This window comes from Streptomyces hypolithicus, from assembly GCF_052934925.1.
In genome coordinates, this window is the sequence record NZ_CM128811.1 from 3,740,008 (window position 1) to 3,757,912 (window position 17,905).

At 73.1% G+C, this 17,905-nt stretch carries 13 protein-coding genes; 8 read left to right on the top strand and 5 right to left on the bottom strand.

From position 1 onward, the window contains the following. Positions 1-124 precede the first annotated feature (124 nt). Positions 125-895 (bottom strand): TIGR03089 family protein, encoded by a 771-nt coding sequence (locus ACU6WZ_RS17690; protein WP_447029013.1) that lies wholly within the window; start codon positions 893-895, stop codon positions 125-127. A gap of 140 nt (positions 896-1,035) precedes the next feature. On the opposite strand from ACU6WZ_RS17690, the gene ACU6WZ_RS17695 reads away from it, so the two are divergent. The 3 genes from ACU6WZ_RS17695 (at position 1,036) to ACU6WZ_RS17705 (ending at position 4,791) form a co-directional block, all read left to right on the top strand. Continuing rightward, complete coding sequence (locus tag ACU6WZ_RS17695; protein ID WP_447029014.1) at positions 1,036-2,391, top strand: peptidoglycan recognition protein family protein; 1,356 nt, start codon at positions 1,036-1,038, stop codon at positions 2,389-2,391. 130 nt (positions 2,392-2,521) lie between these two features. Continuing rightward, positions 2,522-3,604: a mannose-1-phosphate guanylyltransferase gene (manB, locus tag ACU6WZ_RS17700; RefSeq protein ID WP_447029015.1), complete on the top strand. Its 1,083-nt coding sequence runs from the start codon at positions 2,522-2,524 to the stop codon at positions 3,602-3,604. A 140-nt stretch (positions 3,605-3,744) separates the two neighbouring features. Then, a complete protein-coding gene (locus ACU6WZ_RS17705) occupies positions 3,745-4,791 on the top strand; it encodes a DNA-3-methyladenine glycosylase family protein (RefSeq protein WP_447029016.1) in 1,047 nt (348 codons plus the stop codon). A gap of 155 nt (positions 4,792-4,946) precedes the next feature. Here the strand turns inward: ACU6WZ_RS17705 and ACU6WZ_RS17710 are convergent, their stop codons facing one another. From ACU6WZ_RS17710 to ACU6WZ_RS17720, 3 genes are all read right to left on the bottom strand, one after another. Beyond that, the gene (locus tag ACU6WZ_RS17710; protein WP_447029017.1) at positions 4,947-6,317 is read right to left on the bottom strand and encodes a coenzyme F420-0:L-glutamate ligase; all 1,371 of its coding nucleotides are present in this window, start codon (positions 6,315-6,317) and stop codon (positions 4,947-4,949) included. Continuing rightward, entirely contained in the window at positions 6,314-7,270 is a 957-nt protein-coding gene (gene cofD, locus ACU6WZ_RS17715; protein ID WP_447029018.1) for a 2-phospho-L-lactate transferase, read from the bottom strand. The genes ACU6WZ_RS17710 and cofD overlap by 4 nt, the downstream gene beginning before the upstream one ends. Positions 7,271-7,335: 65 nt before the next feature. Continuing rightward, a complete protein-coding gene (locus ACU6WZ_RS17720) occupies positions 7,336-7,854 on the bottom strand; it encodes a cysteine dioxygenase (RefSeq protein WP_447029019.1) in 519 nt (172 codons plus the stop codon). A 650-nt stretch (positions 7,855-8,504) separates the two neighbouring features. Here ACU6WZ_RS17720 and ACU6WZ_RS17725 point away from each other — a divergent pair. From ACU6WZ_RS17725 to ACU6WZ_RS17735, 3 genes are all read left to right on the top strand, one after another. Further along, a complete protein-coding gene (locus tag ACU6WZ_RS17725) occupies positions 8,505-8,768 on the top strand; it encodes a WhiB family transcriptional regulator (protein ID WP_447029020.1) in 264 nt (87 codons plus the stop codon). Positions 8,769-9,431: 663 nt separating this feature from the next. Beyond that, a complete protein-coding gene (locus ACU6WZ_RS17730; protein ID WP_447029021.1) occupies positions 9,432-13,229 on the top strand; it encodes a glycosyltransferase in 3,798 nt (1,265 codons plus the stop codon). Next, positions 13,226-14,782 (top strand): DUF5719 family protein, encoded by a 1,557-nt coding sequence (locus ACU6WZ_RS17735; RefSeq protein ID WP_447029022.1) that lies wholly within the window; start codon positions 13,226-13,228, stop codon positions 14,780-14,782. Before ACU6WZ_RS17730 ends, ACU6WZ_RS17735 begins: the two co-directional genes overlap by 4 nt. 37 nt (positions 14,783-14,819) lie before the next feature. Here the strand turns inward: ACU6WZ_RS17735 and ACU6WZ_RS17740 are convergent, their stop codons facing one another. Continuing rightward, a complete protein-coding gene (locus ACU6WZ_RS17740; protein ID WP_447034102.1) occupies positions 14,820-15,278 on the bottom strand; it encodes a metallopeptidase family protein in 459 nt (152 codons plus the stop codon). Between the two features lie 262 nt (positions 15,279-15,540). On the opposite strand from ACU6WZ_RS17740, the gene ACU6WZ_RS17745 reads away from it, so the two are divergent. Next, the gene (locus ACU6WZ_RS17745; RefSeq protein WP_447034104.1) at positions 15,541-15,984 is read left to right on the top strand and encodes a DUF3499 domain-containing protein; all 444 of its coding nucleotides are present in this window, start codon (positions 15,541-15,543) and stop codon (positions 15,982-15,984) included. Positions 15,985-16,274: 290 nt separating this feature from the next. Then, a complete protein-coding gene (locus tag ACU6WZ_RS17750) occupies positions 16,275-17,645 on the top strand; it encodes a phosphomannomutase/phosphoglucomutase (RefSeq protein ID WP_447029023.1) in 1,371 nt (456 codons plus the stop codon). Positions 17,646-17,905: the final 260 nt, after the last annotated feature.

The following is a 17,905-nucleotide window of genomic DNA, read 5'->3' on the forward strand; positions in this document are numbered from 1 at the left end:
GCCGGTCGCAGGGGTAGACGGCCGAACCTCGCCCAGGGTTGTGCGGTACGTACCGCCCGATCATGTACCGCCGCCGGTACCGCGGGCCGGGGGACTCGTCAGCGGGTGGGCCGGACGGGTGCCCTCAGCGCGCTTGTCGTACCGCTGTGTTGGTGACCCGTTCGCTCTCGATCCGCTGGGCCAGGCCGTCCTCGGAGAGCCCGCCCAGGTTTCGGCACAGCACCACGGACCCGCCCGCCGCCAGCGGCGCGAACAGTCCCGAGGACAGCCCCTCCCAGGTGTCGTACGCCAGCCCCGACAGCAGCCGCGCCCCGGAGCCGAGCCCCAGGGCGTCGGCGTCCGACCGGGCCCGGTCGACCAGCTGCGCGGCGGTGAGCTGTCCGCCGTCCACGCCGAGCGCCACCGCGTCCGGGTCGACGGGGGTATACGGAGCGAAACGGTCGCCCTGCCCCGGTACCTCCACGGCGTAGTCCATGAACCCGGCGGGCGGCTGCGGGAAGCGACCGCCCAGCGGGCGCAGGGCGAGCGCCACGCGCTCTCCGCCGCAGGCGCGCGCCGCTTCGAGGACGTCGGGTTCGGGCCCGGCGACCACCAGATCGGCGTCGGCCGGGTCGCCGCCGATGTCGGCGACCACCCCGACGGAGGAGCAGGCGATCAGCCATACGGCGGTCTGCCAGTGCGCGGGCAGCAGCAGCGCGAGGCGGTCGCCGGGGCCGGCGGCCAGGTCGCCCTGGAGCAGATTGGCGGTCTTGGCCACCCAATTGGCGAAGGTGGCGACGGACAGTTCCACGCGTTCGCCGGTGGCGTCGTCGTAGAAGGTGACCAGGGGGTGGGCCGGGTCCGCGGCGAGCGCGGATCGCAGCAGGTCGGCGGGGGTGCGATCGGTGGCGTTCACCCGCGCAAGGGTACGCCGCACCCGCCCGCGGGGGGCAGGGCCGGCCGGGGTGTGGGCGGGGCGGGCGTACACCGGTTCGGCCGACGCATCGTCACATCACAGATGGACAGATTTGTCTGACTATGACCAAGATCTGCACTATGCGTGCATTCCTTGCTTCCGCGATCGGCGTCGCGTGCACCGCCGCTCTGGTCCTGCCCACCGCCGCCTCTGCCGCCATCGCCGCCCCAACTGCCTCAGGGGTGTCCGGTGCGTCCGCCGCCTCCACCAGTACGGCTCCACCCGGCTCCACCCAGTCGCTGCCACTGGGCCCCCTCGCGCCCGGGTCCGACCGGGCGCCGGGCGGCGCCGCCGCCCAAGGCCTCGCACAGCGCGAGGCCCGGCCGTTCTCGCTGGTCGGGGTGGTCTGGGACGACCCCGGCACCGAGCTCCACGGGTCGGTCCGGGTCCGTACCCGGAGCAGGGACACGGCGGCCTGGTCCGGGTGGCAGGACATCGAGACCCACAACCACCAGCACGCACCCGACACCGGGACGGCCGAACGCGACGCGGCGACCGTCCGCGGCTCGACAGCCCCGCTGTGGGTCGGCGCCAGCGACGGGGTGGAGGTACGGGTCCTTCCGGAGGCCACCCCCCGCGCCGCCGCCGGCCCCCGGCCCCTCCCCGCGGGCCTGCGCCTCGAACTGGTCGACCCCGGCGACGAACCCCCGCCCGGCGGGGCGGAGGCCCCCGACGAGGAGCCCCGGGGCAACGGGGGCGGAGTCATGACCGCGGAGGACGCGGCGACTTCGGCGGTCAACGCCGACCTGGTCCCGCTCGGCGCCACCGAGATCCCGGCGCTGACCCGCGAAGAGACGGAGGCCGAGACGGACTTCCTGGGTGCGAAGCCGTACATCGGACCGCGCCCCGGCATCGTCACGCGCAGGGGCTGGGGCGCCGACGAGCGGCTCCGCGAACGCAACTTCGTCTACACCAAGCGCGTCAAGGCGGCCTTCGTGCACCACAGCGCGACCGGCAACAACTACACCTGTTCGCAGGCGCCCTCCGTCCTGCGCAGTATTTACCGCTACCACGTCAAGAGCAGCGGCTGGCGCGACTTCGGCTACAACTTCGCCATCGACAAGTGCGGAAGGATCTACGAAGGACGGGCCGGGGGTGTGGCGAAGCCCGTCATGGGGGCGCACACTCTCGGTTTCAACAGCAACAGCACGGGCATCGCCGTCCTCGGAACCTTCTCCTCGACCAGTCCGCCCGCCGCCGCGGTGACCGCGGTCGCCAAACTCACCGCCTGGAAGCTCGGGCTGCACGGAGCCAACCCGAGCGCCAAGACGGTCCTCACGTCCGGCGGCGGCGGCCGCTACGGCAAGGGCGCCAACGTCACGCTCAACGTCATCTCCGGGCACCGGGACGGGTTCGCCACCGAGTGCCCGGGGGCACGCCTCTACAACCAGCTCGGCACCACCCGCGACACCGCGGCCCGCCTCCAGGGCCGCTGACGGGCCGACCGGGAGGCACGGAACGCACGGAACGCACGGAACGCTCTGCGCGAACCGTCCGCATCGCACGGTCTGCATACACTGGCCTGCCCGTACCCGGCCGGCCCCAGCAGGAAGCAGAGACGACAAGGTGACTGAAGCGATCCTCCTGGTCGGAGGCAAGGGCACCAGGCTGCGTCCCCTCACCGTGCACACGCCCAAGCCGATGGTCCCCGCGGCGGGCGTGCCCTTCCTCACCCACCAGCTGGCACGCGCCCGGGCGGCCGGGGTCGAACACGTCGTCCTCGCGACGTCATACCTCGCCGAAGTCTTCGAGCCGTACTTCGGCGACGGCTCCGAGCTCGGTCTGCACCTGGAGTACGTCACCGAGGACGAGCCGCTCGGCACCGGCGGAGCGATCCGCAACGTCGCCTCGCGGCTCCGGTCCGGGCCCGACGAGCCGGTGCTCATATTCAACGGCGACATACTCACCGGCCTCGACATCGAGGCCCTCGTCTCCACCCACCGGTCGTCGGGCGCGGACGTCTCGCTGCACCTGACCCGGGTGGAGGACCCCCGAGCCTTCGGCCTGGTGCCGACCGACTCCACGGGCCGCGTCACGGCCTTCCTCGAAAAGCCGCAGACGCCCGAGGAGATCGTCACCGACCAGATCAACGCGGGGGCGTACGTCTTCCGCCGCTCGGTCATCGACACCATCCCGGCGGGCCGGCCGGTCTCCGTCGAGCGCGAGACCTTCCCCGACCTGCTCGCCCGCGGAGCGCACCTCCAGGGCATGGTCGACTCGACGTACTGGCTGGACCTCGGCACCCCGCAGGCCTTCGTCCGCGGCTCCGCCGACCTGGTGCTCGGCCGCGCCCCGTCCCCGGCGGTGCCGGGCCGCTGCGGCGACCGGCTGGTCCTGCCGGGCGCGCGGGTCGCCCCCGACGCGAAGCTGACCGGCGGCACGGTGGTGGCCGAAGGCGCGGTCGTCGGCGAGGGCGCCCGCATAGACGGCAGCGCCGTCCTGTCCGGTGCGGTGATCGGTGCGGGCGCGATGATCAACGACTCGCTGATCGGCGAGGGCGCGCAGGTCGGCGCCCGTACGGTGCTGTCCGGCGTGGTCGTCGGCGACGGCGCGGTGGTGGGCGCGGACAACGAGCTGCGGGACGGCGTACGGGTGTGGTGCGGGGCGGAGCTGCCGGACGCGGCAGTGCGCTTCTCCTCCGACCAGTGAGTGCACCCGGCGGCTCCCGCCCGTGACCGGGCTCCCGCCCGGCTCCTCGCCATCCGCTCCGGTGCGGCCGTACCCTCGAGCCGAGCCGTACGCCCGAGCCGTACGCCCGAACCCCCGCCCCGGATTCGAGGACCCCGCCCGTGTCAGGCCGCTTCGCCCCCCGCCCAGCGCCGCGCACCCCGGTGCCCGGAGCCGCAGGGGCGAACCCCGCGGCCGTCCCGGCACCGCGCGAAGAGCCCGCGCGCACCCGCGCCCCCTCGTCCGCCCCCGCCTCCACCCGTACCCATACCCGGACCTGGACGCCTCCGGGGCCTCTCGATCTCGCCCTGGTTCTCGGACCGCTGCGGCGCGGGCCCGGCGACCCGACGTTCCGCGCCACGCCCGACGGCTCCTTCTGGCGGACCTGCCTCACCCCGGAAGGTCCCGGCACCCTGCGGGTGGTCGCACGTACCGCGGTGGTGGAGGCGGCGGCCTGGGGGGAGGGGGCCGACTGGCTGCTGGACCGACTGCCCGCCCTCCTCGGGGCGTTCGACGACCCCTCCGCCTTCGTTCCCCGCCACCGTGTCGTCGCCCAGGCCTGGCGCCGCCGCCCCGGCCTGCGGCTGGGCCGCACCGGCCTGGTCCTGGAGTCGCTGATCCCCTCGATCCTGGAGCAGAAGGTCACGACGGTCGAGGCCTACCGCGCCTGGCACCTGCTGCTCCGTCAGTACGGCGAACCGGCGCCGGGGCCCGCTCCCGTACCCCTGCACATCGTGCCGTCCCCGCGTACCTGGGCGATGATCCCCTCCTGGGAGTGGCACAAGGCGGGCGTCGACAGCAAACGTTCCGCGACGATCCTGCGGGCGGTCCGGGTGGCCCGGCGGCTGGAGGAGGCGGTGGCCATGGCTCCCACAGACGCCGCCGCCCGCCTGCAACTGATCCCCGGCATCGGCCCATGGACGGCGGCGGAGACCCTGCAGCGCAGCAACGGTGACCCCGACGCGGTAACGGTGGGCGACCTCCACCTGCCCGGCACGGTCGGCCACGCCCTGGCGGGCAACCGGAACGCGGACGACGAGGCGATGCTGGAACTCCTGGCCCCGTACGTCGGCCAACGCCACCGAGCGGCCCGCCTCATCCTCCTCTCGGGCCACACCCCACCCCGCAGGGCTCCCCGCATGACCCCCCGCGACATCGCCCGAATCTGACCGCCGACGCCACCTTTCCCGCCACACCGTCCGGTCATCTTCAGCCCGCCCGGCCTCTGCAGCGAAGCGCTGCTCTGCGGTTGGACGCCGGGGCACCCCGGCATCCTCAGCCCGTCCGGCGTTTGAGGACCGGGGTCCGGGGCGGAGCCCCGGTCTCAGCGCACCTCGATGAACGCCGCGGAATCCCGAGCCGCCCGCTCCCTCGGCGGGGCCGCCGCATGGCCCACCGCGACCGCGCCCATCGGGTCCCAGCCCTCCGGTAGCCCCAGGACATCCCGCACCACATCGCGGCAGAACAACGTCGAAGACACCCATGCCGACCCCAGCCGCTCGCCCGCCAGCGCCACCAGGAAGTTCTGCACGCCGGCGCCGGCCGCGACCACGAACATCTCGCGCTCCGCCGCATCCCTGCGGGCATCCCCGTACACGTGCGCGCCGTCCGTCACCAGGCACGGCACCACCAGGTACGGCGCTGCGCGCAGCACGTCCCCGCGCCGCACCCGCTTCGCGATGGACTCCTGCGACTTGCCGTCGGCCCGCAGGTCAGCGATCCACGCGTCCCGCATCGCGTCCAGCAGCGCCACCCGTGACGCCTGCGACTCCAGGAGTACGAAGCGCCACGGCGTCGTGTGGTGCGGGGCGGGCGCCGTGACCGCCGCCGCGACCGCGCGACGTACCGCACCGGGATCCACCGGCTCGTCCGTGAACTCCCGCACCGTCCGCCGCAGTGTCACCGCTTCCCGCACGGCCTCCGACGTGCCGAGCCGGAACATGTCGTCCGCGGCGCTCCGCACCAATGCCCGGGCACCCGCGTCGACGGCGTCCGGACCCCCGGCGGGCTCCCCGGCCCCGGCGGGCTGCCCGGCCACACCCCCCGCCACCACATGTCCGAGGCCCCGCACCACCGCGACCGGTAGCCCGTGGGCCTTGCCCTTCACCAGGTCGCCCGCCCCCGCCAGTTCGTCGGCCACGGCGACCACCGTCGCGGCCAGCGGATTGCCGTACGCGTCGGTGTCGCCCCGGAGGTCGTCGAGGACACGTACCCCGGCCGCTCCGATCGCCACGTCCGTCAGACCGTTGCGCCAGGGCCGGCCGAAGGTGTCCGTGACCAGCACACCCACCTCGACGCCGAGCGTGTCCCGCAGCCCGTCCCGGATCGCACGCGCCGACGCGTCGGGGTCCTCCGGCAGCAGCAGCACCGTCCCGGGAGCCGTGTTGGACGCGTCGACGCCGGCCGCGGCCATCACGAGCCCCTGCCGGTTCTCGACGATGCGAAGCGTCCCGCGCCGCGCCACCACCCGAACCGTCTCCGCGTCGATCGCCGCCTCGCGGTCTGCCGCCTCCAGGACGCGGCCCTCCGCCTTGCTGACGATCTTCGAGGTGACGAGGAGTACGTCGCCGTCGGCCAGCCCGGGTTCCGCCGCCGCGATCAGCTTCGCGAGGTCGTCCCCGGCCCGCACCTCCGGCAGCCCCGGCAGCGCCCACACCCGGTAGCCGGGGGCGGGGCCGGGCCCCGGCCCGCTCACGCCCGTACCTCCTCGGCCAGCGCCAGCGCCTCGCGGGCCATCGTGGCCGTCGCCTCGATGTCGGTCATCATGAGCGGCACCGCGCGGCACCGGATGCCCGCGCTCTCCACCTCCGCCACGACTCCCGCGTCGACCGTGTCGACCAGCCACCCGTCGAGCAGCCCCGAGCCGTAGTGCCGCGCCACCGCGGAGGCCGTGGCCTCGACGCCCACCGCGGCCAGCATCTTGTCCGCCATGCCCCGCACGGGCGCGTCCCCGACGATCGGGGACAACCCGACCACCGGCACGCCCGCGTCGGCGATCGCCTCGCGGATGCCGGGCACGGCCAGGATGGTGCCGACGCTGACGACGGGGTTGGACGGCGGGAAGAGCACGACGTCCGCCGAGGCGATCGCTTCGAGCACCCCCGGCGCAGGCTTCGCCTGCTCAGCCCCCACCGGGACGACCGCCTGCGCGTCCACGGAGGCACGCAGCCGCACCCAGTACTCCTGGAAGTGGATCGCCTTGCGCTCGCCGTCCACCTCGACGGCGACATGCGTCTCGACCCGGTCGTCGGACATCGGCAGCAGCCGCACTCCGGGCTGCCACCGCTCGCACAGCGCCTCGGTGACGGCGCTCAGCGGGTAGCCCGCGCCGAGCATCTGCGTACGCACGATATGCGTCGCGAAGTCCCGGTCGCCGAGCCCGAACCACTCGGGCCCCACACCGTACGCCGCCAGCTCCCCCTTGACCTGGAAGGTCTCGTCCGTACGCCCCCAGCCCTGCTCCTCGTTGATGCCACCGCCGAGGGTGTACATCACGGTGTCGAGGTCGGGGCAGACCTTGAGCCCGAACAGATGAATGTCGTCAGCGGTGTTGCCGATGACGGTGATGTCCGCGTCAGGCGCGGCCGACTTGAGGCCGCGGAGGAAGCGAGCGCCACCGATACCGCCTGCCAGAACCACAATGCGCATGCCGACAGTCTGTCAGCCGCAGGCTGATTCCTTGAGGGGTGGTGGTCGGGCGACGGGCGGGCGTCTCAGGCGGTTACGGCGGGCTGGGCGGCCGGGGGGCGCTGGGCGGCCGGGGAGCACTGGGGGGCCTGCATCGGCATCTCGGTCAGGCCGGGGAAGTAGACGTGCAGGCTGACCGCCGGCTCCAGCGCGTCATTGACCACCTCGTGGACGTAACCGGGCGCGAACACCCGCTGCGCGCCGGCCCCGAGCGTCCGCCGCCCGTTCTCCGTACGCTCCGTCAACTCGCCGTCGAGGACGGTGAGCACGCCGGAGGAGGGCCCGTGACCGTGCCGGTCGCTGCCCTGCCCCGGCACCCAGCTGAGCAGCCAGACCTCGTATCCGGGGCCGGTGCGCAGCCGGTGGTACCAGCGCGAGGTGGCGTCGTACGCGACGAGGTGCTCCCACTGCGTACGGTCAGTGGCGATGGAGCGGGCGAGTCCGGCGAACTCGGCGACGGTCGCCGGGTGCTCGCGGGCGGGCTGGAGCAGGTGCTGGACGGCGAGGATGTCGCCGGCGATCTGGAGGTCGCTGTCGCTGTTCATGGTGCGGGGTCCTCGGCATGAGTGCATGGAGAGCACGAGCGGGGGTAGCGGAGGGCTACGTAAGACGCTGAGTCGTGGCTGGAGCGCGTGGGCTCAACAGCTGGAACAGCAACAGGGGCAACAGCGAGCCTGGACAGCGCAACGGAACCCACGTGTGTGAGTCCGGGGCAGCACTGCGGTCGCTGGCATGGGTCCAAGGAGACCGGGTTGCTCACCCGGTGTCAACCTCATGACCGATTTGGGGGTAATGTTTCACCTCATCCGGTTAATGAAAGCGGAGAAAGGTTTGTGCAGTCGATGGCCCGGAGATGTGGCGCATCAACCGCGCAAGCAAACGTCGTTCAGGCGCCGCGACCGGACTGTGATCCGGATCGCTTCCGCGGGTCGACCGCAACAAGATCCGAACCCGCCGCGTCCTGCCCTGAAGAGGGGCCGGAATGAGCCGGTGGCATGTGTCACAGTTTTTGGCGATATCAACACTTTCTGCCTAGCCTTGGTTCCGCAGAGTGAATAACGGGCCCAATAGCAGATCTCGGCTTGACTGCCCCGGATCCGCGCACTTGTAATTTCACTCGTGTCGTTCGGCCGTGGTTTGGCCGAAAACGACAGCGACCGCACCGCGGGGAAGCAAAGACAGACGAGGGGCGCACATGACCGAGCTGTTCCAGGAGCTGCTGGTTGAGGACGCGGACGACGAAATCGGCTGGCAGGAGCGCGCGTTGTGCGCCCAGACCGACCCCGAGTCCTTCTTTCCCGAGAAGGGCGGTTCCACCCGCGAGGCCAAGAAGGTCTGTCTCGCCTGCGAGGTCCGCTCCGAGTGCCTCGAATACGCACTCTCCAACGACGAGCGGTTCGGCATCTGGGGCGGCCTGTCCGAGCGTGAACGCAGACGACTGAAGAAGGCCGCCGTCTGACCAGCCGACTGCCGCCGCACGACTTACGACCTCCCCCACGATAGGGAGCGGGCTCCCGACGCCCTGCGACTCCGCTTGATCGGTGTCGGCGGTCGACAGCAACAGCTCAGTGCTCTGGGGATGCGGTGGGTCGCGGCCACCCGGGCGAGCGTGGCGGGGGTTCCCGAGATCATCGCCGCGACCGGTCCCGGCCGCGCCGCCGACCGATGCCAGCCGCAGTGCGGGCCAAACCTCCCACTGGCTCGAACCGAGCAGTCCCCAGGGCGGCGTTGTCGTCGGTCAACGACGCTCCGCGTCACCTCCCTCCTCCGCCTTGCAATCGAAGCCGCATGACGCCGCTCGCTGATCCACTCCCTATCGTGGGGGAGGTCGTTAGAGCGCCCGGCAAACGGGGAGCGCTCCTAACGGCCTGGTGCGCGATAGGGGACGGGCCCGCGACGCCGGCTATCGCGCACCAGGCCGTAAACAACACAAGCCGTACGTACCGACCGGTCCGTCGTCCTGCCCTTGGCCGCAGGCGGCGGACCGTTGTGTTGCTCAGCCGTTAGTGTGGGGCGCTGTCCGAGACGCATCAACGCCCCCACAGGTCGCGCGCGTCGACGCAGTCAGACAGCAGCCTTCCGGGGGGCGACCCCCGGACCCCGGCCGGAGGGCCCGTACCCGATGTCCGTGCACAGCCAAACGTCGGCGCCGTACGCGGCGGCCGAGCCCGAGTTCCCCCGGCATGTCGTCACCGCCGTGCTCGTCTCCCACGACGGTGCGCGCTGGCTGCCCGACGCGCTCGCCGGGCTCCTGGGCCAGGAGCGTCCGGTGCAGAGCGTCGTCGCCGCCGACACCGGCAGCGCGGATGACTCGGCCGAACTGGTCACCCAGGCCTTCGGCGCGGAACGCGTGCTCCACCTCGCCCGTCGCTCCGGGTTCGGCACCGCCGTCGACGAGGCCGTCCGCAGTACCCAGGTGCTCACGCCCGAGGACCTGCCCTACCTGAAGCGGCCCAGCGGCTGGGACCCGGTCAGCAGGACTTGGCGCGACGACACCTACGACCTGCCGGAACTGCCGCACGGCGAACCCGTCCAGTGGCTGTGGCTGCTGCACGACGACTGCGCGCCCGAGCCCGACGCCCTCGCCGAACTGCTGCGCGTCGCCGACTCCGACGCCCACGCCGCCATCGTCGGCCCCAAACTCCGCGGCTGGTACGACAGGAAGCAACTCCTCGAAGTCGGCGTCTCCATCGCCAACAGCGGCCGCCGCTGGACCGGCCTCGACCGCCGCGAACAGGACCAGGGCCAGCACGACCAGGTCCGCTCAGTGCTGTCCGTGTCCACCGCCGGCATGCTCATCCGCCGTGACGTGTGGGAACAGCTCGGCGGCTTCGACCGCCGGCTGCCCCTCATGCGCGACGACGTCGACCTGTGCTGGCGCGCGCACGCCGCGGGCCACCGAGTCCTCGTCGCCCCCGACGCCGTACTGCGCCACGCCGAGGCCTCCGCCCGCGAGCGCCGGCCCATCGACTGCGCCGGCCGCTCGGTGGCCGACCCGCACCGCGTCGACAAGGCCGGCGCCGTCTACACGATGCTGGTCAACGCCCGCGGCCCCGCCCTCCCGTACGTCATGCTCCGCCTGGTCGTCGGCACGCTGCTGCGCACCCTCGCCTACCTCGTCGGCAAGGCCCCCGGGCAGGCGGTCGACGAAGTCACCGGCCTCTTCGGCACACTGCTGCGCCCCGGAAAGATCCTCGCGGCGAGAAAGCGGCGCGGAAAGGGGTCGGTCGACGCGAGCGAGCTGCGCCCCCTCTTCCCGCCCCCAGGCGCCACCGTCCGGGCCACCGTCGAACAGGTCGCCGGCAGCTTCGGCAGTAGCCGCTCCGAGCCCGACTCCGGTTCGCGGCACGGTGTGGTTGAGTCGGGCCCCGGCGGCGACGACGCCGACTTCATGGAGATCGAGCAGTTCGCGCGGCTGAAGCGGATCGCCCGCAAGCCGGGCCCGGTGCTCTTCGTCCTGCTCCTTCTGGTCTCCCTCGTGGCCTGCCGCGGCCTCCTCGGCGGCGGCTCGCTCGCCGGCGGCGCACTGCTGCCCGCGCCCGACGACGTGTCCGGCCTCTGGTCGAGGTACGCCGACGTCTGGCACCCCATCGGCACCGGCGGCACCCAGACCGCGCCGCCCTACCTCGGCGTCCTCGCCGCCCTGTCCGCCGTCTTCCTCGGCTCCACCGGGCTCGCCCTCACCGTGCTGCTGGTCTGCTCGGTGCCGCTGGCCGGCCTCACCGCGTACTTCGCCTCCCGGCCCCTGGTCGAATCCCGGCTGCTGCGCGCCTGGGCGAGCGCCGCCTACGCCTTCCTGCCCGCCGCCACCGGCGCGCTGGCGACCGGCCGCCTCGGAACGGCCGTCCTCGCTGTCCTGCTGCCGCTGATCGCCCGGTGTGCCATCTCCGCGAGCGGCCTGCGCGCCCCGGGCGCGCGCTCCGGCTGGCGCGCCGTCTGGGCGTACGGGCTGCTGCTGACCGTCGCGATGGCCTTCACCCCCGTCGTCTGGCCGATCGCCGTGGTGCTCGGCGTCGCAGGACTGGTGCTGCGGCGCGACGACATCGTGGCGTACGGACTGCGCTTCCTGGCCGCCGTGGGCACACCCCTGCTGATGCTGGCCCCCTGGTCGCTGTCGCTGCTGACCCGCCCCGCGTCCCTCTTCCGCGAGGCGGGCCTCGCATTCGGTACGGGCGCGGCCGGCCCACTCGACCTGCTCGGCGCGAGCCCCGGCGGCCCCAAGGCGGCCGGCGGGCTGCTGCTCGTCGGCATCGTCCTCGGCGCGCTGGCGGCCCTGCTGCGCGAACAGCGCACCTACGCCATCCGCGCCGCCTGGGTCGTCGCGCTCGTGTCGCTGCTCTTCGCCGTCTTCGTGAACCGCTCCGGCTGGGCGGGACCGGCCACCCTCGTCTACGGCCTGGCGCTCATCGGCGCCACCGTGCTCGGCGCGGACGGCGCACGCGTGCGCGTCGCCACCCAGAGCTTCGGCTGGCGCCAGCCCGTCGCCGTGCTCATCGCCTTCGCCGCCGCCGCAGGGCCGCTGCTGGCGGCCGCCGGGTGGATGATCGGCGGGGCCGCCGGACCGCTGGGGCGGCGGGACCCGGTGCAGGTGCCGGCGTTCGTCGCCGAGGAGAGCGGCACCCGCGACCAGGCGCGCACGCTCGTCCTGGGCGGCGGCTCGGCCGCGAAGGTCTCGTACTCGCTCGTGCGCGGATCCGGCGCCCGGCTGGGCGACGGTGAACTCGCCGAGTCGGCGGGCACCAGCCCGCTGCTCGACAAGGTCGTCTCCAGTCTGGTCGCGGGCTCCGGCGCCGACCAGGCCGACCAGCTCGGCGGATACGCCGTGCGCTACGTCCTCGTGCGCGACGGGGCGCCCCGTGCGACCAGCCGCGTCCTCGACTCCACACCCGGCCTGAGCCGGCTGAGCCAGCTCGACGGCAGCGCGCTGTGGCGCGTCGACCGGCAGGTGGCGCGGGCCACCATCGTCCCCGGCGGCTCCGGTGAGCAGGGCGGCGAGCCGCTGTCCGTCGCCTCAGGACCGGTCGAGGCGCACACGAGGATCCCGGCGGGCGAGGCCGGCGGGACCGGTCGCGTTCTGCGGATCGCGGACAACGCCGCCGAGGGCTGGCAGGCCACGCTGGACGGGCGCGTGCTGGAGAAGAAGACCGTCGACGGCTGGGCGCAGGGCTTCGTCCTGCCCGCGCAGGGTGGCACGCTCGACCTCACCTACGAGACCTCCGCGTCGCACACCGCATGGATCTGGACCCAGGCCGGCCTGGCCCTGGTCCTGCTCGTGCTCGCGCTGCCCGGCCGGCGCCGCCACGTCGACGACGACCTGCCGGAGGTGGAGGCGGAGGTGCCCGCGCAGCCGGTGGCGGGCGAGGGCCGCAGGGCGCGCAGGCTGCGCGCGGCGGCGCAGGCCGAGGCCGCGCACGCCCCCGGTGCGGACGCCCCGGCGCCGCTGGAGTCCCCCGCGCCGCCCGCCGCCGATCCGTACGCCGCTCCGGTCCCGGAGGCCGCGCTGCCCCCGGAGCAGGAACCGGCGGCGTACGCGGCGGTGCCCCAGCAGCAGGCGTACGCCGAGTGGGACACGCAGGCGTACGCCGGCGCCGAGTACGTACAGCAGCCGTACGGGCAGGACCAGTACGGGCAGGACCAGTACGGGCAGGAGCAGCAGGGTCAGGGGCAGCAGGGCTACGGCGCCGGTCAGGCCGATCCGTACGCCGCCCCCGCCGACCCGTACCAGGCTGGGCAGTACGGCGCAGGGGAGCAGCGGTACGAGGGGGAGCAGCAGTACCAGGCCGACCCCTACCAGGAAGGCCGCTACGGCCCGTACGACTCCTACGACCCGTCCTACGACTACGGACAGCAGCAGCCACAGCCCCCCTACGCCGAAGGCACCGAGCCCGAGCAGCGCCCCGACGGGAGCACCGACCGATGAACCGCACCACCCTCTCCCTGATCGCCGCTGTCACCGCGCTCGCCGCGGTCACCGGCTTCGCCGCGTTCTCCGCCCCCGGCGGCAGCGCAGGCCGGGCCACCGGGCCCGCCTCCGCCTCCGCCGCGAAGACCGCGGCGCGGCTGCCCGTCGAGCGCTCCAGCCTGCTCTGCCCGGCGCCCAGCCCCTCGGACCTCGCCGAGACGACGTACACGTCCTTCACCCCCGCGGGCAAGGCGGCCCCGGACGCGAAGGCCGGCTCCGCCGAACTGGTGCCGACTGCCGCGACCCTGGCGGCCACCGACGACGGCAAGGAGGCCGAGGACGACGAGGGGAAGCAGCAGGACGCCGGGCCGGACAAGCCGGTCCTCTCCCTGAAGGAGCCCGGAAAGCCCGCGACCGCCGAGGCAGCCAGCGCCGACGCACCGGCCCTCGTCGGTTCGGCCGACGGCCGTCTGGCCCCCGGCTGGAGCGTCCAGCAGACCACCAAGGTCACCGCGGGCAACGGCCGCGGACTGCTCGGTGTCGGCTGTACGCCGCCGGACACCAGCTTCTGGTTCCCCGGTGCGAGCACCGGCGGGAAGCGGCAGGACTACGTCCATCTCACCAACCCGGACGACACCGCCGCCGTCGCCGACATCGAGCTGTTCGGCAAGGACGGCGCCCTCAAGTCGGAGGCGGGGGAGGGCATCACCGTGCCCGCCAGGTCGACCGTGCCCGTGCTGCTGTCGACGCTCAGCGCCGAGCGCGCCGAGAACGCGACCGTCCACGTCACCACCCGCACCGGCCGCGTCGGCGCCGTGGTCCAGGCCACCGACGAGGAGAGCGGCAGCGACTGGCTGGCCGCCTCCGCCGAGGCCTCGGGGACCGCGGTGCTGCCGGGCATCCCGGCGGACGCCGCAGACGTGCGCCTGGTGGTGTTCGCACCCGGTGAGGACGACGCCGACCTGTCGTTGCGGCTGGCTGGCGCCAGCGGATCGATCACACCCGCGGGCAACGAGACGCTGCACGTCAAGGCGGGGATGACGGCGGCGGTCGACCTCCGGGACGTCACCAGGGGCGAGGCGGGATCGCTGCTGCTGAGCCCGGCGCAGGACCGCTCGGCCCCGGTGGTGGCCGCCCTGCGTGTGGTGCGCGGCAAGGGCGCGTCCCGGGAGGTCGCGTTCATTCCCGCGACCGGCGCGGTGACGGAGCGGGCGACAGCGGCCGACAACCGGGCCAAGGGGTCGGTGCTGTCACTGACCGCGCCCGGCGCGACGGCCAAGGTGAAGGTCACGGCGTCGGCCGGTAGCGAGGGCGGCGAGCCGGTGACCGAGACGTACACCGTCAAGGCGGGCACGACGCTCGCGATCGGCAAGCCGCCGGTGCCGTCCGGGCTGAGGGGCTCGTACGCGCTGACCGTCGAACCGCAGTCGGGAGGTTCGGTGCACGCCTCACGCTCGCTGGAACTGCCCGAGGACGGCATCCCGATGTTCACCGTGCAGACGATGCCGGACGACCGCGGGACGGTCGCGGTGCCGGAAGCCGAACAGGACCTGTCCGTACTCGACGACTGAGCGACCAGGGCCGGCCCCCTGCCTCCTGGCTGCTGCCTCAGTCTTGTCCGTACCGCGGATCGACCGACTCCGGCGCCAGGCCGAGCAATTCCGCGACCTGTTCCACGACGATCTCGTGGACGAACAGGGCGCGGTCGTCCCGGCTCTTGGTACGGATCTCCACCGGGCGCCGGTAGACCACGATCCGCGCCGGGTGGGCGCTCGTCGCGGGCGTCACGCCCCCCAGCGGCACCGACTCGCCGGGCCAGCTCCCCGAGCCGGCCTCGTCGCCCGCGGTAGGCGGCACGTCCAGCACCAGGAAGTCGACTTCCGCGAGCTGCGGCCAGCGTCGTTCCAGGCGCTCCACCGAGTCCTGCACGAGGTCGCCGAAAGCGGCGGCCCTGCTCGTCGAGAGGGGCACCTGGGGCGGGGCGACCGGGCCGCGCATGCCCCGGCCGTGGCGGTCGCGCCGGCGGGGCCCCGGTCCTGCGGGGCTGGGAGGTACGGGACTGTCCATCACTGACGCAGGGTAGCTCTCATCAGGGCGGACGGATCACGGCGGAGGACCCCGCCACCGCATGTCGCATATTGAGCATTCCAGCCAAGATTGGGCTCGATTTCACGCCCATAGGTGACCGTCGATCTCGCGCGGGTTGAAGGCATTTGCCCCAAGTGGCGACCGGGTAGCACTCGATCACCCCCCCGTGCCGCCCGGTCTCCGCGCAGGTCAGGTCAGTTGCCCGGAAGGGCGCCCGGCCGCAGCGCACGCCACGACACGGCTGAGTGACGCCGGGGAGAGTCGTCGCGGCCCGCTCAAGAGTGCGGTAGCGTCCAACATCGTGAGCCCTGTACGTCGCTGTTCGCGCACCGCGTGCGGCCGCCCTGCTGTCGCGACACTGACGTACGTCTACGCGGACTCGACCGCAGTCCTCGGTCCGCTCGCCACCTACGCCGAGCCCCACTGTTACGACCTGTGCGCCGAGCACTCGGATCGGCTGACCGCCCCACGCGGCTGGGAAGTCCTCCGGCTCGTCGACGGGTCGGCCCCCTCGCGCCCCAGCGGCGACGACCTTGAGGCGCTCGCCAACGCCGTACGTGAGGCCGCCAGGCCCCATGAGCGCGCGGCCGGCCCGGCTCCAGCGGCCGGCCGGGCGCGCACCGCGGACCCGATGGAGGTCGCGCGCCGCGGTCACCTGCGGGTCCTGCGCTCTCCCGAGCCCTGAAGTCCGGACTCCCGCCCCGCCCCCTGAGCAGCTGTTGTCCAACTCCCGCTGGGCTCGGGACGCCTGGCACGGCCGCTCGCTGCGTTGCCGAAATGCCCTAATGGCTCCTTCCCCAAGCTCTCAACTCCGTTCGAGCAGGGGAGACCCCACCTGAAAACACTCCGGCGCCTTGCGATCGACCGCACCAGACGCCCCGAGCCGATCCAGCGGGACTTGGACAACAGCTTCTGAGCCCCAGCGGGTAGCGTTGCCGGGGACCGGGCAGGACGAACTTTTCAGGAGGGTTGGCCGTGGCTGCTGATCTGTCGCAGATCGTCAAGGCGTACGACGTGCGCGGAGTGGTCCCCGATCAGTGGGACGAGTCGCTGGCCGAGCTCTTCGGAGCCGCCTTCGCGCAGGTGACGGGCGCCACCGCGATCGTCACCGGTCATGACATGCGGCCCTCGTCGCCCGGCCTCTCGCGGGCGTTCGCCCGCGGGGCGGCCGCGCGCGGCGTGGACGTCACCGAGATCGGGCTCTGCTCCACCGACCAGCTGTACTTCGCCTCCGGCCAACTCGGTCTGCCGGGCGCGATGTTCACGGCGTCGCACAACCCCGCGCAGTACAACGGCATCAAGATGTGCCGGGCCGGTGCGGCCCCGGTGGGCCAGGACACGGGGCTGGCGGACATCCGCGCGCTGGTGGAGGAGTGGTCGCGGACCGGTGTCCCGGCGGACACGATCGCCGGCGTACCAGGAACTCTCACGCAGCGCGACACGTTGACCGACTACGCGGCCCATCTCCTCTCCCTGGTCGACCTCACCTCGATGCGCCCCCTGAAGGTCGTGGTCGACGCGGGCAACGGCATGGGCGGCCACACGGTCCCCACGGTCTTCGAGTCCCTGCCCCTCACCCTGATCCCCCTCTACTTCGAGCTCGACGGCACCTTCCCGAACCACGAGGCGAACCCGCTCGACCCGAAGAACATCGTCGACCTCCAGGCGAAGGTCCGCGAGAGCGGCGCCGACCTGGGCCTTGCCTTCGACGGCGACGCCGACCGCTGCTTCGTCGTGGACGAGCGGGGCGAGGGCATTTCGCCGTCCGCGATCACGGCGCTGGTCGCCGCGCGCGAGCTGGCCCGCAACGGCGGCAAGGGCATCGTCATCCACAACCTGATCACCTCGTGGTCGGTCCCGGAGGTCGTCAAGGAGAACGGCGGCACCGCGGTCCGTACCCGCGTCGGCCACTCGTTCATCAAGGAGGAGATGGCGCGCACCGGCGCGATCTTCGGCGGCGAGCACTCGGCGCACTACTACTTCCGCGACTTCTGGAACGCCGACACCGGCATGCTGGCGGCCCTCCACGTCCTCGCCGCCCTCGGAGGCCAGCAGGGCACCCTGTCCGGCCTCGTCGCCCAGTACGACCGCTACGCGTCCTCCGGCGAGATCAACTCCACCGTCGACGACCAGATGGGCCGCCTGGCGGCGGTCAGGGCGGCGTACGAGGGCCGCGAGGGCATCACCATCGACGAACTCGACGGCCTGACGATCACAGCCGCCGACTGGTGGTTCAACCTCCGCCCCTCCAACACGGAGCCGCTGCTGCGCCTGAACGTGGAGGCGAGGGACGAGCCCACGATGGCCAAGACGAGGGACGAGGCCCTGACCTTGATCCGGGCATAACCCCACCCCGCCCGGCACTTCCGTCACTTCCACCGCGTCCGGCACTCCCCCCGTCCGGTACTTCCACCACCTCCGGTACTTCCAGCCCGTCCGGCACGTCCCCCCCGTCCGGTACTTCCACCACCCCGGCACTTCCAGCCCGTCCGGCGTTTGAGGACCGGGGTCTGGGGCGGAGCCCCAGTTTCGGGAAGGGGCGGGGAGGGGAACAGTCCGCGCAGCGCCACCCCGCCCGCCTCACCCCGCTCCGCCCCGCCCCCGCC